Source organism: Waddliaceae bacterium (assembly GCA_018694295.1).
In the GTDB taxonomy this organism is placed as follows: Bacteria; Chlamydiota; Chlamydiia; order Chlamydiales; family JABHNK01; genus JABHNK01.
Window position 1 is genome coordinate 1 of record JABHNK010000059.1, and the last position, 16,327, is coordinate 16,327.

Below are 16,327 nucleotides of genomic sequence, written 5' to 3' on the forward strand. Positions count from 1 at the left end.
AAGAAAGGAAGTACAATCAACGACAATGTCGACAGCTGTGCGTCCGCTGCGCGCGCTCTGCGCAGTGGGCGCTCTCTGTGTGCTCTGTGGCTCTGTGGTGAAAAATCGGCATCGCGTAACATCAGTATATAAAAAGCGCCTTACCCTTACGGACGAGGCGCTTTTGTCGTAGCGTATCAAAAAACAGTTTTTGATATTTTTTACAATATCGTCAGCCATCCGGCTTTCTGTGCTATTTCGAAAGCCATTATCGCAAAAGATATCACTATAACTATCACTAGTGCTATGCGCCCTCCTGGCGTCCTATTTTCTGCGCCGAGGTTCATACGGTATCGTCCTGACCATACCATTGCCGCAGGCAATAGGCATAGAAGGATTACTACGCCGAAAGCTCCTGCATATCCCAGTGCGCTTAAGAATGCGCGAGGGTATGTTAACACCACTAGTAGCGAAGGTATAAACGCCGCGGCGAGAAGTATAATTTTTCCTGAAGGCGTCTTTTTTACGCGCAAGCCATCTGAGAGGAAGTCTACGAGGCTTATCGCCACGCCTAGGAACGACGTTACGATGACGAAGAACGCCAAGAAGCTCGACGTCAGCGACACCCATGGATTTGCTATTATTGCCTGTAGTGGACGTATTATGCTGTCGCCGGCTTTCCATGCTGCGATGATGCCCGTCTCCCCTTCTATAGGAACTACGCCGAGCATCATAAACTGCCAGAAAATATACGCCAATAGCGGCATAACGCTTCCGATGAATATCGCGGTACGTATTTTCTTTACGTCGCGGTCGAGGTATGTCACCAGCGTAGGTATTATTATATGGAAGCCGAAAGCTGTTACTATCACCGATATAGCAAGCGGTAGGCTAGTGTAGTTGTGTTCGTAAAGCATCGTCTTATCGATATGTGGTGTAACGAACAATATTATCAATCCATATGTGAAGAAAAGCCCCATCATAAAGATACGGTTGAGGTAGTCGATGGCTTTTGTTCCGGCATAGACGAAAGAGCCGAATATTAATAGGAATGGCAGTGCTCCTGCCCATTCTGGGATGCTTATCCCTGAAAAAATTTTTATTGCGTCGGTGAGCATCTTGGAGCCACCGCTGATATATGCTATGTTTAGTAGGTATAGAAGGAAGAGATACGCTCCCCATGCGAGAATTTTCCCTGGAAGTCCCAGTGTTTGCTGTGCCATAGAGATAAGGTTTTTGTCCTTACCCATCCACATCGTTGCTTCGAGCATAAGAAACGCCGTATAGAGCATCAAAGCCCATATCGCCACAAAAATTATGAGCGAAGGAAAAAATCCTGACATCCCAGAAGATACAGGAAGTGCAAGCATTCCGGCTCCTACCGTCGTCCCAGTGACGAGGAGAATCGCGCCGATAAGTTTATGGTGTTTCATAGTATTCATTGTTTTTACCTATTTCATGTGTTTTCTATTGTGGCTTCATCATCGCCAACAGGTGTTTCTTTTTTTGCTGACGGCACGCATTTCTCACAAATTCTCGGAAAAGACAGGCGGTATGTCGCATGAGATTTGTTCTCACTGCCCCGAGAGCATTGTCCAATGCGACAAGGTGAGGGGCTGGGAGGGCAAAGATTATGTGACAGACTGTCAGGTTTTTTCGATGAGGTGTTAGTAATGCGTGCTATTGGTGATTTACCACATTCTTGTGCCGTCTGGAAAGCTATCACTGTCACGGCAAAAGCTATGACGGCGATTAGAGCCTTCTTTCCTCCAGGTAGAGGTTTTTTCAGCGACAGGCCTTTTTTCCTTCCAGACCATACCATCGCCGCCGGCAAGATGCCGAACAGTATTACTGCACCGTATCCTCCTGCGTATGTCAACGCCGTGAAGAATACTGCGGGGTATGATATTGCCAGGAAGTATGGCAGGGCCAAAACCATAAAGCATAGTGCGACCTTTCCTTTGCGGTCTTTCTTTATTTTAAGTCCATCGGCGAGGAAGTCTACGAAGCTTATCCCCACTCCTAGCAGAGATGTTACGATAGCGAAGAAGGCGAGTGTCTGTGCTGCCAATGTGAAATACATTCCTCCGACGACACCTTTAACAACATATGCCGTAGAATGCCCTTCGCGAAGCGCTGCGACGAGACCTTCGACGGGGATGATGCCGAGGATGATGCTCTCCCATATAAGGTATACGAACAGTGGTATAATACTACCTACTATGATGACGGTGCGGAGCTTATGGACATCGCCGCGGAGGTATGTCGTAAGGGTCGGTATGATGTTGTGGAATCCGAACGACGTTATTATCACAGGAACTATCCAGGGGGCGACCCCCCACGAAGCGTGCGACAGCATCTTCCCATCGACGTGTGGCATCCCGAAGACGACGAGTGCGGCGTATGCAATGACGAGTCCGAACATCAGTGTTCTGTTGAAAACGTCGACGGTTTTGGTGCCGCGATATATTATGACGCCGAACAATACTACGAAGAACAGGCTTACAGCCCAGTGTGGTACGGGAATTCCTGTTATATCGGCGATGAAGCCAGTGAAGATTTCCCCGCTAAGTGCTACGTATGCTACGGTAAGAGAATAGAAAAGAAAAAGATATACCGCCCATGCTATGCCTTTGCCATAGCGTCCTAGGGTACGTTCTGCCATAGATATTATGCTTACATCTTTGCCATACCACAGATTAACTTCTGCGAGGAGCAGTGCTGTATACGTCATGAAAGCCCAGATGACGAGGAACATCGTCAACGAAGGGGCATACCCTGCTGCTCCTGTGAGTATCGGCAATGCAAGCATCCCTGCTCCTATGCAGTTACCGGCAATAAGTAGTATTCCTCCTATCAACCTATTCATAGTATTATCTCTTTCATTGGTATTATCTCTCGTGTTGTGCTTTTTTTTCTTCGATGCGCTGTTCCTGGTCGAGCCTTCCTAGCTCATACCCTTCGTAGTCGACGAATTTCAGGAACCTCTCGAACTCTGGTACTGCACTGCTGACGTCTTTAGCAAGACGTTGTGCAATATAGCGGTATGTGGGGTGTCCTGCCGGCGAAGAGCGCAGCTCACAGAGCCACTGTAAGGCGCGGAGGTTCACATGGAAATACCATCTTATGTTATATGCCATTGGCACGACATACTGTGCCTCTTCGGGAAGTTCTACGGCGATGGCGTTATAAACTTCGCACGCTTTATCCATAGCAGCACGGTAATCGCTCTCCATGTCAGTTCCGAGGATCTCGTTAGGGATATAATACCCATAGTCGCATGTTAGCGCCTGTCGTTCTTGTGTAAGCATCCTATGTCGTTGCAGGTCGCGATATACTCCGAAGTCTGCGACGATCTCGAAGGTGAACGCAGCGCGTTCCAGAGCACGCGGAGATTTGTGTCTTCTGTTATTTCTGGCGTTACATGCAGCGTCGAGGATCCCAGCGATATCTTCTTCGGAGAGCTTTCGACAATGTTCTTCTAGCTCGAAAAGGCCTTTGTCGGAATGCTCGTATAGCAGCGCTGCGGCTACCTTGACGACGGCATCGCCGTCGTAGTCGACGAGGCTCACGCTCGATGACACCTTTTCTTTGGCGAAGTCGACATACCGCGACGTCACAAGAGAAAGCTCTTCTGACATCGTCTCGAAAAATTCTGCATACGCCTTGTGATGTTTATGTGTTATCTCAGCACGCCGAACAAAAGAAGGAACGACTTTATGAAGCTCTTCGAAGGCTTTGCCTCCAATATCTTTTAATTCAGCAAGATTATGGCTTTGAAGCTTGTGGATGATGCCTTCGAAGAAACGTCCATTGCCATGGATCCCCATATTCGTCAGCGTCGATGCCGGTAGCAAGCCACGAAGGGCGTCGAGGACCTTCGCCCGCAACGACGACGTATACGCTGCTGTCGAGGTTTCGGGATCACGAGGATGGCGTTCTTGCATAAGCGCTGTAAGGCGTGGTACCAGGTCGCTATATGTTGCGAAGAGCTTATTGCACGCCTCTATATATACGTCGCGATATGCCGACGTCATAATGACGGGCTCGCGGTAGAAAAGATATTCTCCGCGGACTTTCTGGTCGAAGTATATATACCTTGTAGACTTTTCTAGTGGAGACCCTCCGATACGGCTTTCTTCTATAGCTTTGGTGGCTATCATCGAAACGCTTTCGACGGCGAGATGTGCACTGCCGAGTTCTCCAACGGAATCGTCACCATATCCATCGAGGACCCTGTCGTAGAAATTTTGCGCCTTCTTTATCGCCGAGAAGGTATCACCGCCACCACTGGTAACATCATCGAAGCCGACCTCTTCGTTGTCGATAAATTCTTTGATGAGTAGAGTGCGAAGTCCTAAGCTCGACCGTGAATACCGCGAAAACAGCGCTCCTTTTATAACCTCAGGGAGGTTATACAGAGCGAAGACATTGCTCGAAGTGTTAGAGACGTGTTTCTTTAGGGTGTTTATCTGGCTTTCAGTAAGCTTGTCATAATTTTCTTCCATAACGTACTTTTCACCTATGTAATATTATTTTCTCAAATTATTGGTACAAATAGAGTGCCATACTCTTATTCCTTTATCAAGGGCAAAAAAAGATATCTTACTATTAAATACCTATTCGTTTATTATTTGCAACATAACATTCTAATATACAGAATTTTCGATATGAAAACGCAGCTAACAGACAAAGAACTTATATCTTTAAACCACAACGGATTCATCCCCGGCCCCGAGGAAGATACTGCCGTATTCCTCGCCCGCGTTGCTCGTAGCACCGAGGCTTCCACGTTCGACGACGAAGCCATCCCCTCTTCACACTATAAAAAAGCCTTCGAAACGACACAGTCGCTGTTCGACCACTCCCCTTCGTGGATGTCGGGATTCTATAGCAACGAAAGCCTCGCTCCGTGGCATGGCGCTACGACGTGGATAGCTACCGACGAAGAAGGCATAACGACATCATTTATACAGCTACGCAAAGCTTTCCAGCACTCCGAGCGTTTCCTTGGAATATACCATCGCGATGAGATCCTCGCCCACGAAGCCGTACACCTTGGAAGGTCGGCTTTCTCCGGTAGCTCCTACGAAGAAATTTTCGCATATATGACGAGCTCCTCGTTGTTACGCCGCTTTTTAGGGCCTATAGCGTCGTCATTATGGTCGATAATACTCTTCTTCGCCGTAATATTCGCCATCCTAGGAATAGACATATACCTCCTCGCTACGGGGAACTTCGCCACCTACGAGACGATGATGTGGGCGAAGCTACTGCCGATAACAATGATCGCCTCAGCAATAGGGCGTCTGTTTTTCCTTCGTCGGCGCCTAAAAAGATGTGTCGCCACCCTAAAAAAAATCATTACAGACCCAACAAAAGCTCTGGCCGTAGCATACCGCCTCACCGACGACGAGATTGCAGCTTTCGCAAAGAACTCTCCTGATGAAGCTACTACATACTCTCGCGATCAAAGATCTCTGCGCTGGAAGATGATTAATGTTAATTATCTACAGAATAAGGAGGAAATATGACCGGCCCTGTAAGTAGAGACTTGGGAGACATAAATATTGTTCATGCTTTGAGAATAGATGATCCAGATGTTGTTGCAATATCGACAGACGACGACGGTACGGAAAGAAGAACGCTTACTGACCTTATGATTAAAAACCTAACGCCTACAAACGCAAACCAACAAAGGCTACTAGGAACAACAGAAAGATTAAAATTTTATGAGACCAGAACAATATACAGCATCGCTTACGGGTTTGTGGGAGCTTTAATAACATTTTTTGCCTTCTACGTCTTATTAGAAGATAACAGGCCTAAAAAACCCGTAAAAATCGCTTTTATAGCAGGCGCATTATTTCTTTTACCGCTTTTTTTTCTTAATCATTTCAAAAAACATGCAGGCCTGTTAAAAAAACAAAAAGAACGTTTAGAAACATGCATTCGTCATTACAGAGCAAAAGAAAGCGCCGTTATCACAGATGGAAAGATTCAAGCTTTATGCGATAGAATAACTATTGCACAATACACTCTCGAATTATTTCTAGACCGCGTCGCCTATGACCTTGTCTACAATAACGCCGTTCCGCCTCATCCTGAGACCTCTGAGGTGCCGACAGACCCTGACTTCGGAGCCGTTGAAAATATAGTGTAACCAATAAATTTAGGTGCTGATATGCCTCCACAAAAAACATCTTCCCTTTATGGACAAAGCCTTGTTGAAGAGCTTTTCAACAGCTTAACGCATGGCTTTGGCCTTATTTTGAGTGTTATTGGCCTGCCGTTGTTGATAACTATAGCGTCTTTGTATGGCACGGCGATGCATATCGTCAGCTGCAGCATATACGCTACTACGCTGGTGATTTTATATGCCTCTTCGACATGTTACCATCATAGCCGCTCGCCGCGACGCAAGCGCTTCTTCCATATCATGGACCATATCAGCATATACCTTCTAATTGCAGGGTCGTATACACCTTTTGCTTTGGTGACGCTACGCGGACCTTGGGGATGGAGCCTCTTCGGTGTCGTATGGGGAATAGCCTTGACAGGGACCATTATAAAAATTTTCTTCACGGGACGCTTCGACCTGCTTTCGACATTGCTATACCTCGCTATGGGCTGGATAGTCGTCATCGCTGTGGTGCCTCTCGTACGGAATCTCGCTCCTTCTGGGCTCGCTTATCTTATAGCGGGAGGCCTGGCATACAGTCTTGGCGTCATCTTTTATCTGTGGGAAAAGCTCCCTTTCAGCCATGCCGTCTGGCATCTATTCGTCCTTGCTGGCAGTGTCTTTCACTACTATGCCATCATGTTCTATGTCGTGCCTCTGTCCCATTAAAAACAATAACTTTATAAAGGAAAATACAATGACAAAACTTACTAAGATTAGATCATACGAAGATTTTTACCAACTTGCAGGACAAGTTGTTGCCTACAAAATTACGAAGAAAGTCGTGAGAGCGCCGGAAGGCGCAACACAGAAAGAAACAAAACGTTTCCGTGTCGCCAACATCTATTTAAAAGATACATATAGGATATCAAAATTAGCATTTGCATACATAACGCCCCGACGTACTGTATCGACACAAAAAGAAGGCTGTCATCATGGTGTATATCGTATCGTCAATCCAAACAGCAAAACGCTTCCTGTTTGGTTCAATTTAGATCATATCCTTTGTGGCAACAGAACATTTTCAGTAAGAAAGGCTACAACAGAAGAATTAGACCATATAAGCTCAGCAATTCAATTAGAGCTGGCTCAAATGGAAAGCCATAATCAGGAAGCTGCTCTCGATCTTATCCGGGCATAGGCGCTGCCAAAGCTTAAAAAATGATGTTTAATACATTAATCTTTCCAGTTCCACCATTTTAGCAGGCGTGGCTCGTGTTTTGTTTCTGAGGCGTAATATACTGCGCAGCGAAACACGTATAGGACACATCGATCTACGTGGCATCCTCGTAAAATCTGAAGGCTCTCGTATAGCTCTTCTGGCAAGGTTTTTTTTAGGTCTTCGGTACTCTTTATGCCAATATCGAAAAGGTCGGCGGCGATAGAGGGTCCGACACCGGGAATTTGTTGTAAAGATCGTAAAGATTGTTTTTTTATGGTGCTCATTTTTAGGCTTCTTTTATGCTCTACGCTATACGCTATAACTATACGCTATATAAGGCGCGGAGCACCCTTAACCCTTAACAATAGTTTTTGCGTTGTGAAGCGCTGGCGATGGAGAGTTCGTAGCGGTATTTTGCTACGGTACGGCGAGCGCATTCTACGCCTTCGTCTTTTATTGTTTCGGAGATCTTTTGGTCTGACAGTGGTTTTTTCTTATTCTCTCTTTCGACGATTTTCTTCACCATAGCTTTCACTGTCTTTGCCGAAATTTCTTCGCCTTGTGTTGTGGCGTATGCTGTCGTGAAGAAAGAGCGCAGTGGTATTATACCTCGTGGGCTGTCGACGTATTTGTTTGCTACGGCGCGAGCTATTGTCGACTCATTGACGTCGACCTCTTCGGCGACGGTTTTCATTATAAGGGGCTGTAGTTTCCCTGTCGGTTCTGTGAAGAACTCTTTCTGTTTCTTTGCCAGGACGGTAACGATGCTGAACAGTGTTTTGTTACGCTGTCCTATAGCACGGACGAGCCATCTCCCAGCGGTGACCTTACCGTTTAGGTATGTCTTTGTTTCTTCTGGCGTAGTCTTATCGCGGAGCATTGCGAGGTATGTCGTATTTATTGTTATCTCTGGGATATCGTCGTCGTTGACGACGACGTGCAAATCATTCCCTTTTTGTTGTATCGTTACGTCTGGTGTTACGAAAGGTACTGTTTTCTTTGAGAAGACAAGCCCTGGATGTATATCGAGTGCGGCGATATCTTCGTGGATAGCATTGTATATCTCTTCGGCGGAATGATGAAGGTTTTTCTGTATAACGGGGACCCTGTTGTGTAGCATATCGTCGTAATGGTTCTCTACGATGTCGTATGCCGTCGTATTTTCTTTGTCTTGGCAACGCAGCTGTATCAGCAGAGACTCTTTTAAGTCTTTTGCGCCGACGCCCTGCGGCTCGAAATCCTGTATCGCTGCGATGATATCGTGAAGTTTTGTTTTTTCGATGTCGTATATCGCCGAGATGTTTTCCGTCGGCATCTCAAGGAAACCATAGTCATTGAGATTACCGATGACGACCTGTGCTATGGCGCGGTCTTCTTCGTCGTCGAAGGTCTGTGCTGCCTGTTCCATAAGGTGTTCATAAAGCGAAGGCGTCTCTTGTATCAGGCTTTCCATGAAAGCAGTACGCTCGGCGTCGTCGGAAGTCATTGCTCTGTGGCAGTTCTCGTATTCTTCGAAAGCCGTCCTGTCATCGGCGGCAAGCTGTTCCAAGATATCAAGCTCGCGGTCTTCTTGCTCGTCGACAGCCTCTTCTTCGTCGTCAGGGCCATAATTTTCTTCGTATTCTAAGACAGGATTCTGCTCTAACTCCGTGTCTATCATCGCCGACAACTCCATGACAGGCATCTGTAACAACGCCAAAGCCTGCTGCATCTGCGGAAGCATCATCAGCTGCTGTGTCTGCTTAAGATCTTGCCTTAGGTCCATCGTCATAATAGCACCTTTTCCTTATCTCCTCACTATAACCACTGCCCACTAAAAACCAAAGATTTTTTTATCTCTTGGAGAGGGACCCTGCCCTCTCCAAACCTCTCCCGCCAAAGGAAACGAAGTTTCCTCTGGACTCCTGTTTTACTCCTGTGTCGCCACAATCTCGTCGTCCGTCGCCTCGTTACTAAGAATTGCACCAGCTGAAAAAGCGCTTAGCCCTCTAAGGAGGGCTCATTTTCGGCTTACGCCAAAAATACCTGCGCTTTATGACTGGTGCAATTCGCAAGCGAATCCCGCCATCGGCGATTTTTGCTAATCCGCAAAAATCCTCTCCTCGCCGGGATATTAGGAAATGTGACAGATATATATTCACACGTTCTATCTCAGCGCCATCAAACCCGTGATTGCTGCCAAATCTTTGGTTAAACGCTACAGATGGAGGTAAAATTTTATATATTTTGACAAGGGCATGTCTTGAGACATGGCCGAGGAAAAACATATAAAAGGTTGCCTTCAGCTGTAGATGGTTGACCATGGATTTGGTAATAATCGCGGGTTATAACGATAGCGATGAGATCAAAGGCAAAGCAAAAGCCACAGGCGTTTCGCCTGTAGCTTTTGCTTTGACGCGGGTTTCCAAAGGGATATTTCCCTTTGGCGGGGATTGTTAAGGGCGCGAAGCCCTTAACTGTATCCAGGACATTATTTGTTTTTCTGCGGAGGCGTTTATTGTGGTAGGCATTGGTTTTACTCCATTTTCTGCGAGTTCGAAGGCTTTGAAGGTGTTGCATATATTTCCGAAGATTTTTATTCCTACGCCTTTGATACCGACCATATTCCCCCAGTCGCCGAACATTGTGAGGGCGAGTTCGCATGACGTCATTATGAAGACGACTTTTTTATCGGGGTTGTTTTCTATGAGTTCGAAGACTTTGTTTCCTATGTAGTGTGCTGTCGTTATCACTAGTGGTGTTACGTTATCTTCTGGTAGGGCGTTATATGCCTTTCCTATGAAGCATTGTCGGCATTTGGGGTTTTCGGGGTCGTGAAAGCATTTGTCGTTGAACCTTCCTGCCGGACATTCTAATGGTTTCTGACAATATGAAAAGCCCAAAAGGAGGATGGTGTCATCGGCGTCGAGGAGTTTCTCGAATTCTTCGAGGTCTTTGATGTTATACAAGAAAAAGTTGTCTTTTCTTTCGAAGGCTTTTTTTCTGAAGAGGGATTTTATGAACTGCCATGAATGTCGTAATGGATGTTTTAGAAGGTTTTTTCTTAGTATTCCATCGGCGTCGTGCGAGAGCATATACCATAAAGTTTTACTTTTAAGGTTTTTTGCTGTGGCGGAGGCTATTCCAACGCGTGAGGTCGCTGGTTTTATCGTTGACAGCGGTGAAGATATGGCAGCTTTTTCTGCTCCGGCATCCCACGCTTTCTCTGCTTCTTCCCAGGAATTATAATCGCCCCAAAATGTCTTCATAAAAAATTATACCTTTTTTTCTGTTATGCTCTTATTATAATATGTTGTTAATTCTTACTACAGGAGAAAATATGGAAGTCGACCGTTATCATTTCGATACTATAGGATCAACGAATTCCTGGGCCAAAGAGCATGCTTCCGAGCTTGATAAGAACAAGATGTCTGTCATCACTGCTTCTACGCAGACTGGCGGTTATGGACGCTTCAAGCGCAAGTGGGTATCCCCTCCTGGCGTCAACATATATGCCACCTTCTTTTTTCGTATCGACGCCGAGCATCCCGATCTTATCAATGTTCCGCAGGTGCTTTCTTTTTCCGTGATGTCGCTGTTGGAAGAGAGCGGCGTTGACGTCAAGATCAAATGGCCTAATGATATTTTAATTGAAGGCAAGAAAGTCTCTGGCTTCCTCTGTGAGACGTCGCGATACCCTAGCTATACTGAGGTTATCTTGGGTGTCGGTATTAATATTAACATGGAACGCGATGCTCTCGATGCTATCGACAAGCCTGCGACGTCCCTTAAGGTCGTTACTGGGAAATCTTGGGATGTCAAAGAAATAATATCTTCTCTCGAGGAGCGTTTCTGCGAAAACCTTGAACTTTTCTTAGAGCAGGGCTTGTCACCATTTTATTTGTATCTTAAAGACAACCTTGCTTTCGTCGAAGAACCTATACGTATAGAAGACAGCGTCGCTGTATGGAATGGTACGTTGAAGGATTTAAACCCTGACGGCAGCATAGCGATCCTTCTCGACGACGGCACTATCAAAGACCTTTATTCTGGAGAAATATCATGTTGATACTTCGGAGTTCGGAGCAGGAATTCGGAATAGGATTTTTTACCACAGAGACACGGAGAACACAGAGAGGAAATAGGACAGGCTGGGGGAAAATTCCCCCAGACCCCCTTTCTGATCGGTAAACTGTAACTAAACGTTATAAAAGTGGTGGTTAAAAATTCCTAACAAGAATAAGGTTAGTTTATGAAAGAAAACATTGCAAATTTTATCGACCATACGCTACTAAAACCCAATGCTATTCTCTATGACATCAAAAAGCTTTGCAGCGAAGCTCGTGAGCACCATTTTTATTCGGTATGTGTCAATCCTTGCTGGGTTTCTGTTGCGAAAGATCTTCTTAAAGATTCTGACGTCAAAGTTGGTGCTGCGGTAGGCTTTCCTTTAGGAGCTTCGACGTCTGCTGTCAAGGCTTTTGAGGCCCGCGATGCTATCGGCAATGGTGCCGAAGAGATCGATATGGTGATGAACATCGGCGCTGCCCTTGAAAGGCGCTGGGATTACGTCGAAGACGACATAAAAGGCGTCGTCAGCGCTGCCGACGGACGTTGTGTCAAAGTCATCATTGAGACGTGTCTTCTTTCCGAAGAACAGATTATCGCGGCGTGTCATGCTGCAGAGGGTGCAGGAGCGCGTTTTGTCAAGACCTCGACGGGTTTCAATGGCGGAGGTGCTACCGTCGAAGCAGTAAAGGTCATGCACGGAGCCGTTTCTGATGACATCGGCGTAAAAGCTTCTGGCGGGATAAAAGACGAAAAAACCGCTCTCGCCATGGTAGAAGCCGGCGCTACACGCCTCGGAACATCTTCAGGAATCGCGATAATTCAATGACCAATTAACAATTATCAATGAAAAGACTCCGAACTGTTCACTGATCACTGGTCACTGATCACTGATCAATGAGTTGTGGGACGACGATGATATCGGCGGAGACTTTAGCGCGGAGGGCTTGTTGTATATATGAAAGTGTTGCACCTCCGGCGTGCATACATCCTGCGCATGCTCCGCTATATTTTATTATTACGCGGGTGTTGTCGATGAGGTCTATGACGTCGACGCCACCGCCGTCGAGTTCTACGTAAGGTCTGACGGTATCATCTAGGGCATTTTCGATGACGGCGATCTTACTTTTTTTGTCGAGATCTTTCCATCCGGGATATCCTTCGCCTTCGACGACATTCTTTGTAGGGTCGAGGATTGGCGCTGCGTGTTCTTCGGCGACGGTGATATCTTTGCATTGCTCATAAGCGTGTTGTATTGCTGTTATCACGCTGTCGACGTGTTTTTTTGCTTCTTCGGGGAATGCTGACATCGTGCTATCGCGGAGGCTTTTGTCTAGGATGGCTGCTGTAATTTTTCCGGCACGGACATAGCTACTTCTTATTGATAGGCGGCATGCCCCTTCTACTGCGCCGATAAGTGCAGCGCTTCCATATGCTTGAAATGCAGCGTCTATGATGATCCCATCTTTTTCATCGACGATCCAATATATTGCTACTGCTGAGCCTTCTTCGATGTTTCCGGATTTCCCTATAACGAGTCGTGTGCCTTCGGCGACATCTTCAGCGGAGAATTTCCCTACACATCGTGGACGCTCTATCGCTGCAGAAAGTTTTCTACTGTATTGTGTCCATGAGTGTCGTTTTGTCTTCATAATACACCTTCCGACATCTTTCGTAGTTTATCTACAGCATCGACGAGGGTTTCGATGGCGTAGTCGATATCTTCTTCTGTGGTATATCTCGACATTGAGAAGCTTATTGCCGAGCGTGCTGTTGTTTTATCTACTTCTTTTTTGGTAAGGACGCTATGCAGCTGCTGGAACTTCCCACCTCCGATGGTGGCGTATACGTTTTTTTTGTTGAGCTTATATAGTAGCGCTTCGTTATGGACGCCGGAGAATGTTATACAAGAGCAGTGTGGAACGCGTTCGTCTTCGTGGAATAGCACTTTGGAATCTTTTATTGCTTTTGTTGCTTTATCTTCAAACATATCTCGAAATCTTGCTATTTCTATCGACATCCCATCGCGATTTTCCAGGGCTTCTTTAGCGGCATATCCTAGTGCTACGAGGTTTGCGACGTCGGTGGTGGCGCCTGCTATAGCAGGGACGAGAGCGATTTCTTTCTTTATAGCGATTATTCCTGAACTTTTCGTGGAATGGATAAGGTCTCCTGCGAAGGTTATTATATCGATATCGTCGATGTCGAAGAAGCTCTTGCCCGCGACGTGCGACACGTCGACATGAAGAAGCGCTCCTTTTTCGCGGCATTTCTCTGCGATTTCGGCGATATTGTTTATGACTCCTGTCATGCCGTTGGCGTACGACAAAGATACAAGAGCGGTATTTTCCGTTATCGCCAGCGCTATAGCGCCTAGCGGTGCTTGTGTCATTGTTCCAAGCCGTTCTGCTGCTTTTACGTGTGGTGCTTCGGCGTCGTCGCTGACGATTATGTGTTTTCTGTCGCTGGCTTCTACTGCAGAGATTATCGCCGTAGTCACTGCTTCTGCTCCTGAGGATACGAATGATATGTTGTATGTGTCTTCATCGCCGAGGAAAGCTTTTATGGCGCTATAGGCTTTATCGATGTGTGGTATAAGGCGTTGTCCTACGTCATGAGGGACGGCAGGAGTTCCCCATCTGTCTGAGAGGAACGGCATCATTGCCGTAACTGCTCCTCCTGAGGGCTTCGTTGTGGTGCTGTTGTCTAGGTAACAAAAGTTTGTCATTGTAAATTATAATATTAAGTTTTCTGCCGTCATTTCTTTTGGTATCGCTATTCCTAGGAGTGACAACGCTGTTGGCGCTATATCGGCGAGCTTACCATGAGGTATAAGCTTTTTTTCCGGGGAGTCGTTAGCGACGTATATACATTCTACGGGGTTTAGGGTATGGCTTGTCTTGGTGCCGCCCTTTTCATCGAGCATCTGCTCGGAGTTCCCGTGGTCGGCAGTAATGATAACATAGGCGTCGATTTCCAGCAATGCCGTAACGAGTTTTCCTACGCATTCGTCGACGATTTCTATTGCCTTCTTTGCGGCGTCGAAATCTCCGGTATGCCCTACCATATCGCCATTGGCGTAGTTTACTACGATTAGAGAATACGGGTTGTTTTCGAGTTTTTTTATTAGGGCCTCTGTGACGTTATACGCCTCCATCTCGGGGTGGCTGGCGAAGGTCGCGGGGTCGAACCTGCTAGGGACTTCTACCTGCTCTTCTCCGTCGTATGGCGCCGTCTTTTTGCCGTTGAAGAAGCTCGTGACGTGTCGGAATTTCTGTGTCTCGGCGATACGCAGCTGCCGAAGTCCTGCTTTGGCGATGACTTCTCCTAGGAGGTTTTCCATGTCGCCGCCGGCATCGATAGCTTCGAGGAGGTATTCGTTAAACTCGTCATAATATTTTGTGAAACCTAGGTATGTGACTTTGCGTTTTGCGGTGATGGTTCCTGGGTATCCGTCGTCGACAAACGCCTGTGTAAGCTGTATAGCGCGATCTTGGCGATAGTTGGTATGGAAGACGCAGTCGCCATCGGATATGCCGGAATATTCGCCGATGATATAAGGGGGAATATATTCGTCGAACATATCGACGCCGTCAGGGGTTTTGTCTTCGGCGTATGACTTCTCGATAGCGGTTACGGCATCGGGGGCTTGGCGCCCTTCGCACGAGACGATGGTGTTGTATGCTTGGTCTGTTAGCGTCCAGTTTCGTGACCTGTCCATAGCATAATATCGTCCCATGATGGTTCCTATGGAACAGCCACCGACATCATCCATGACGTTCTGTAGTGTAGCGATATATTCCAGGGTGCTTCGCGGCGGGGTGTCGCGGCCGTCGAGGAAAGGGTGTATGACAATATTCCCTTCGGGGAATTCGCTGCGCGCGCGATGCATTATCTTGAAGAGGTGTTCTTGGTGTGCGTGGACGCCTTCGTCTTGTAGTAAGCCAAGAAGATGCAAGGTGCTGTCGCTTTCTTTCCACTTTACGACGAGGTTCTGCCACCTTTCGGACTCGAAAAGCTTGCCTGAAGAAAGACCATCATCGATACGTTTGAGTTCTTGGATGACGATACGGCCAGCGCCCATATTTAGATGCCCTACTTCCGAAGATCCTTGATATCCTTTGGGAAGTCCTACTGCTTCGCCGGAGCAATCTAGTAATGTCCACGGATATTTTTCTTTGTATCCGTCGATATTAGGGGTATTCGCCGCAGCGATGGCATTGCCTTCGATGTTTTCACTGACACCCCATCCATCACGGACGATGATACATACTGGTCTTGTCATATTTAAGCTCCTTATACCTTACGCTCTCTCAACAAAATACTTATGGTTGATTTTTTTATACTTATACGCTATCATCTTTGTATTAATTTAACAAAAAAGCTTTTAAAAAGGTAAATTATTATGATTTTAACAGGAAACACGATCTCTGCAAGCAGCCCCGATAGCAGTGGACTGATAGCTCCTTTTGATGACGATACAGTCAATATAAGCGCCGTTAGCTACGACTCCGATTCAGGATTCCTCTCCGACTATGAATCCGAAGGATCTTTACAAGCCTTGCCACAGACAACTCGCGGCAGGACGGTAAGCCAGCGTATTACAGAATCCTGGATCGAAATAATACTTTTACGTACAGAAGCTCGTATTTTAGAATGTTTGGTTCGTGAATACGACCAAGATCTCAAGATCATAGACCGTGCTGTAGAGCTTTTACAAGGGCATCCTAACGATCCCCTTCTTTTATCCATATTATTCCCGGAAGTATAAAGACATGAACACAAAAAAACAACGGCTCAGTAAAGTCCTTGCCGCCGCTGGCATCGCTTCGCGTCGTGGCAGTGAGAAAATTATCTTCGAAGGCAAAGTTTCTGTCAATGGCGTAAAGACTCTCGTGCCACAGACGATGGTCGACAGCGATATTGATAAGATCCGCGTTGGCGGCAAGCTTCTCAAT

The 16,327-nt window shown here is 46.5% G+C and carries 17 protein-coding genes; 8 read left to right on the forward strand and 9 right to left on the reverse strand.

Translation table 11 applies throughout. The annotated features are described in order from the left end of the window. Positions 1-200: 200 nt before the first annotated feature. The 3 genes from HN980_06390 to HN980_06400 are packed head-to-tail and all read right to left on the reverse strand — an operon-like array spanning position 201 to position 4,487. Positions 201-1,412 (reverse strand): tyrosine transporter, encoded by a 1,212-nt coding sequence (locus HN980_06390; GenBank protein ID MBT6929099.1) that lies wholly within the window; start codon positions 1,410-1,412, stop codon positions 201-203. A 23-nt stretch (positions 1,413-1,435) separates the two neighbouring features. Next, a complete protein-coding gene (locus HN980_06395; protein ID MBT6929100.1) occupies positions 1,436-2,848 on the reverse strand; it encodes a tyrosine transporter in 1,413 nt (470 codons plus the stop codon). Positions 2,849-2,870: 22 nt separating this feature from the next. Further along, positions 2,871-4,487: a hypothetical protein gene (locus HN980_06400; GenBank protein ID MBT6929101.1), complete on the reverse strand. Its 1,617-nt coding sequence runs from the start codon at positions 4,485-4,487 to the stop codon at positions 2,871-2,873. A 162-nt stretch (positions 4,488-4,649) separates the two neighbouring features. Between HN980_06400 and HN980_06405 the strand changes: the two genes are divergently transcribed. From HN980_06405 to HN980_06420, 4 genes are read left to right on the forward strand one after another with little or no spacing between them, the layout of a single operon-like run. Next, a complete protein-coding gene (locus tag HN980_06405) occupies positions 4,650-5,513 on the forward strand; it encodes a hypothetical protein (GenBank protein ID MBT6929102.1) in 864 nt (287 codons plus the stop codon). Next, positions 5,510-6,142 (forward strand): hypothetical protein, encoded by a 633-nt coding sequence (locus HN980_06410; protein MBT6929103.1) that lies wholly within the window; start codon positions 5,510-5,512, stop codon positions 6,140-6,142. The genes HN980_06405 and HN980_06410 overlap by 4 nt, the downstream gene beginning before the upstream one ends. 21 nt (positions 6,143-6,163) lie before the next feature. Next, positions 6,164-6,829 carry a hemolysin III family protein gene (locus HN980_06415; protein MBT6929104.1) on the forward strand — a complete coding sequence of 222 codons (666 nt, stop codon included), beginning with the start codon at positions 6,164-6,166 and terminating at the stop codon, positions 6,827-6,829. Between the two features lie 28 nt (positions 6,830-6,857). Continuing rightward, positions 6,858-7,301, forward strand: coding sequence for a hypothetical protein (locus HN980_06420; GenBank protein MBT6929105.1), 444 nt, complete (start codon positions 6,858-6,860; stop codon positions 7,299-7,301). Positions 7,302-7,336: 35 nt separating this feature from the next. On the opposite strand, the gene HN980_06425 is transcribed toward HN980_06420, so the two are convergent. The 3 genes from HN980_06425 to HN980_06435 form a co-directional block, all read right to left on the reverse strand. Further along, positions 7,337-7,606, reverse strand: coding sequence for a pathogenicity locus (locus HN980_06425; GenBank protein ID MBT6929106.1), 270 nt, complete (start codon positions 7,604-7,606; stop codon positions 7,337-7,339). 74 nt (positions 7,607-7,680) lie between these two features. Continuing rightward, entirely contained in the window at positions 7,681-9,093 is a 1,413-nt protein-coding gene (gene rpoN / locus HN980_06430) for an RNA polymerase factor sigma-54 (protein MBT6929107.1), read from the reverse strand. A 664-nt stretch (positions 9,094-9,757) separates the two neighbouring features. Continuing rightward, a complete protein-coding gene (locus tag HN980_06435) occupies positions 9,758-10,570 on the reverse strand; it encodes a hypothetical protein (GenBank protein ID MBT6929108.1) in 813 nt (270 codons plus the stop codon). Positions 10,571-10,641: 71 nt separating this feature from the next. On the opposite strand from HN980_06435, the gene HN980_06440 reads away from it, so the two are divergent. Together HN980_06440 and deoC are read left to right on the forward strand one after the other, a co-directional pair. Further along, positions 10,642-11,370: a biotin--[acetyl-CoA-carboxylase] ligase gene (locus tag HN980_06440; protein ID MBT6929109.1), complete on the forward strand. Its 729-nt coding sequence runs from the start codon at positions 10,642-10,644 to the stop codon at positions 11,368-11,370. Between the two features lie 183 nt (positions 11,371-11,553). Beyond that, positions 11,554-12,198 carry a deoxyribose-phosphate aldolase gene (gene deoC / locus HN980_06445; protein MBT6929110.1) on the forward strand — a complete coding sequence of 215 codons (645 nt, stop codon included), beginning with the start codon at positions 11,554-11,556 and terminating at the stop codon, positions 12,196-12,198. 58 nt (positions 12,199-12,256) lie between these two features. Here deoC and HN980_06450 read toward each other — a convergent pair whose 3' ends face one another. From HN980_06450 to HN980_06460, 3 genes are read right to left on the reverse strand one after another with little or no spacing between them, the layout of a single operon-like run. Beyond that, on the reverse strand, positions 12,257-13,021 hold the full coding sequence (locus HN980_06450) for a [Fe-S]-binding protein (protein ID MBT6929111.1): 765 nt from the start codon (positions 13,019-13,021) through the stop codon (positions 12,257-12,259). Then, a complete protein-coding gene (locus tag HN980_06455) occupies positions 13,018-14,097 on the reverse strand; it encodes an aminotransferase class V-fold PLP-dependent enzyme (protein MBT6929112.1) in 1,080 nt (359 codons plus the stop codon). The genes HN980_06450 and HN980_06455 overlap by 4 nt, the downstream gene beginning before the upstream one ends. Positions 14,098-14,103: 6 nt before the next feature. Further along, positions 14,104-15,654, reverse strand: coding sequence for a 2,3-bisphosphoglycerate-independent phosphoglycerate mutase (locus tag HN980_06460; protein ID MBT6929113.1), 1,551 nt, complete (start codon positions 15,652-15,654; stop codon positions 14,104-14,106). A gap of 120 nt (positions 15,655-15,774) precedes the next feature. On the opposite strand from HN980_06460, the gene HN980_06465 reads away from it, so the two are divergent. Together HN980_06465 and HN980_06470 are read left to right on the forward strand one after the other, a co-directional pair. Next, positions 15,775-16,140 (forward strand): hypothetical protein, encoded by a 366-nt coding sequence (locus HN980_06465; GenBank protein MBT6929114.1) that lies wholly within the window; start codon positions 15,775-15,777, stop codon positions 16,138-16,140. Between the two features lie 4 nt (positions 16,141-16,144). Then, positions 16,145-16,327, forward strand: a 183-nt coding sequence (locus HN980_06470; GenBank protein MBT6929115.1) for an rRNA pseudouridine synthase, incomplete at its 3' end; no start/stop codon positions are given.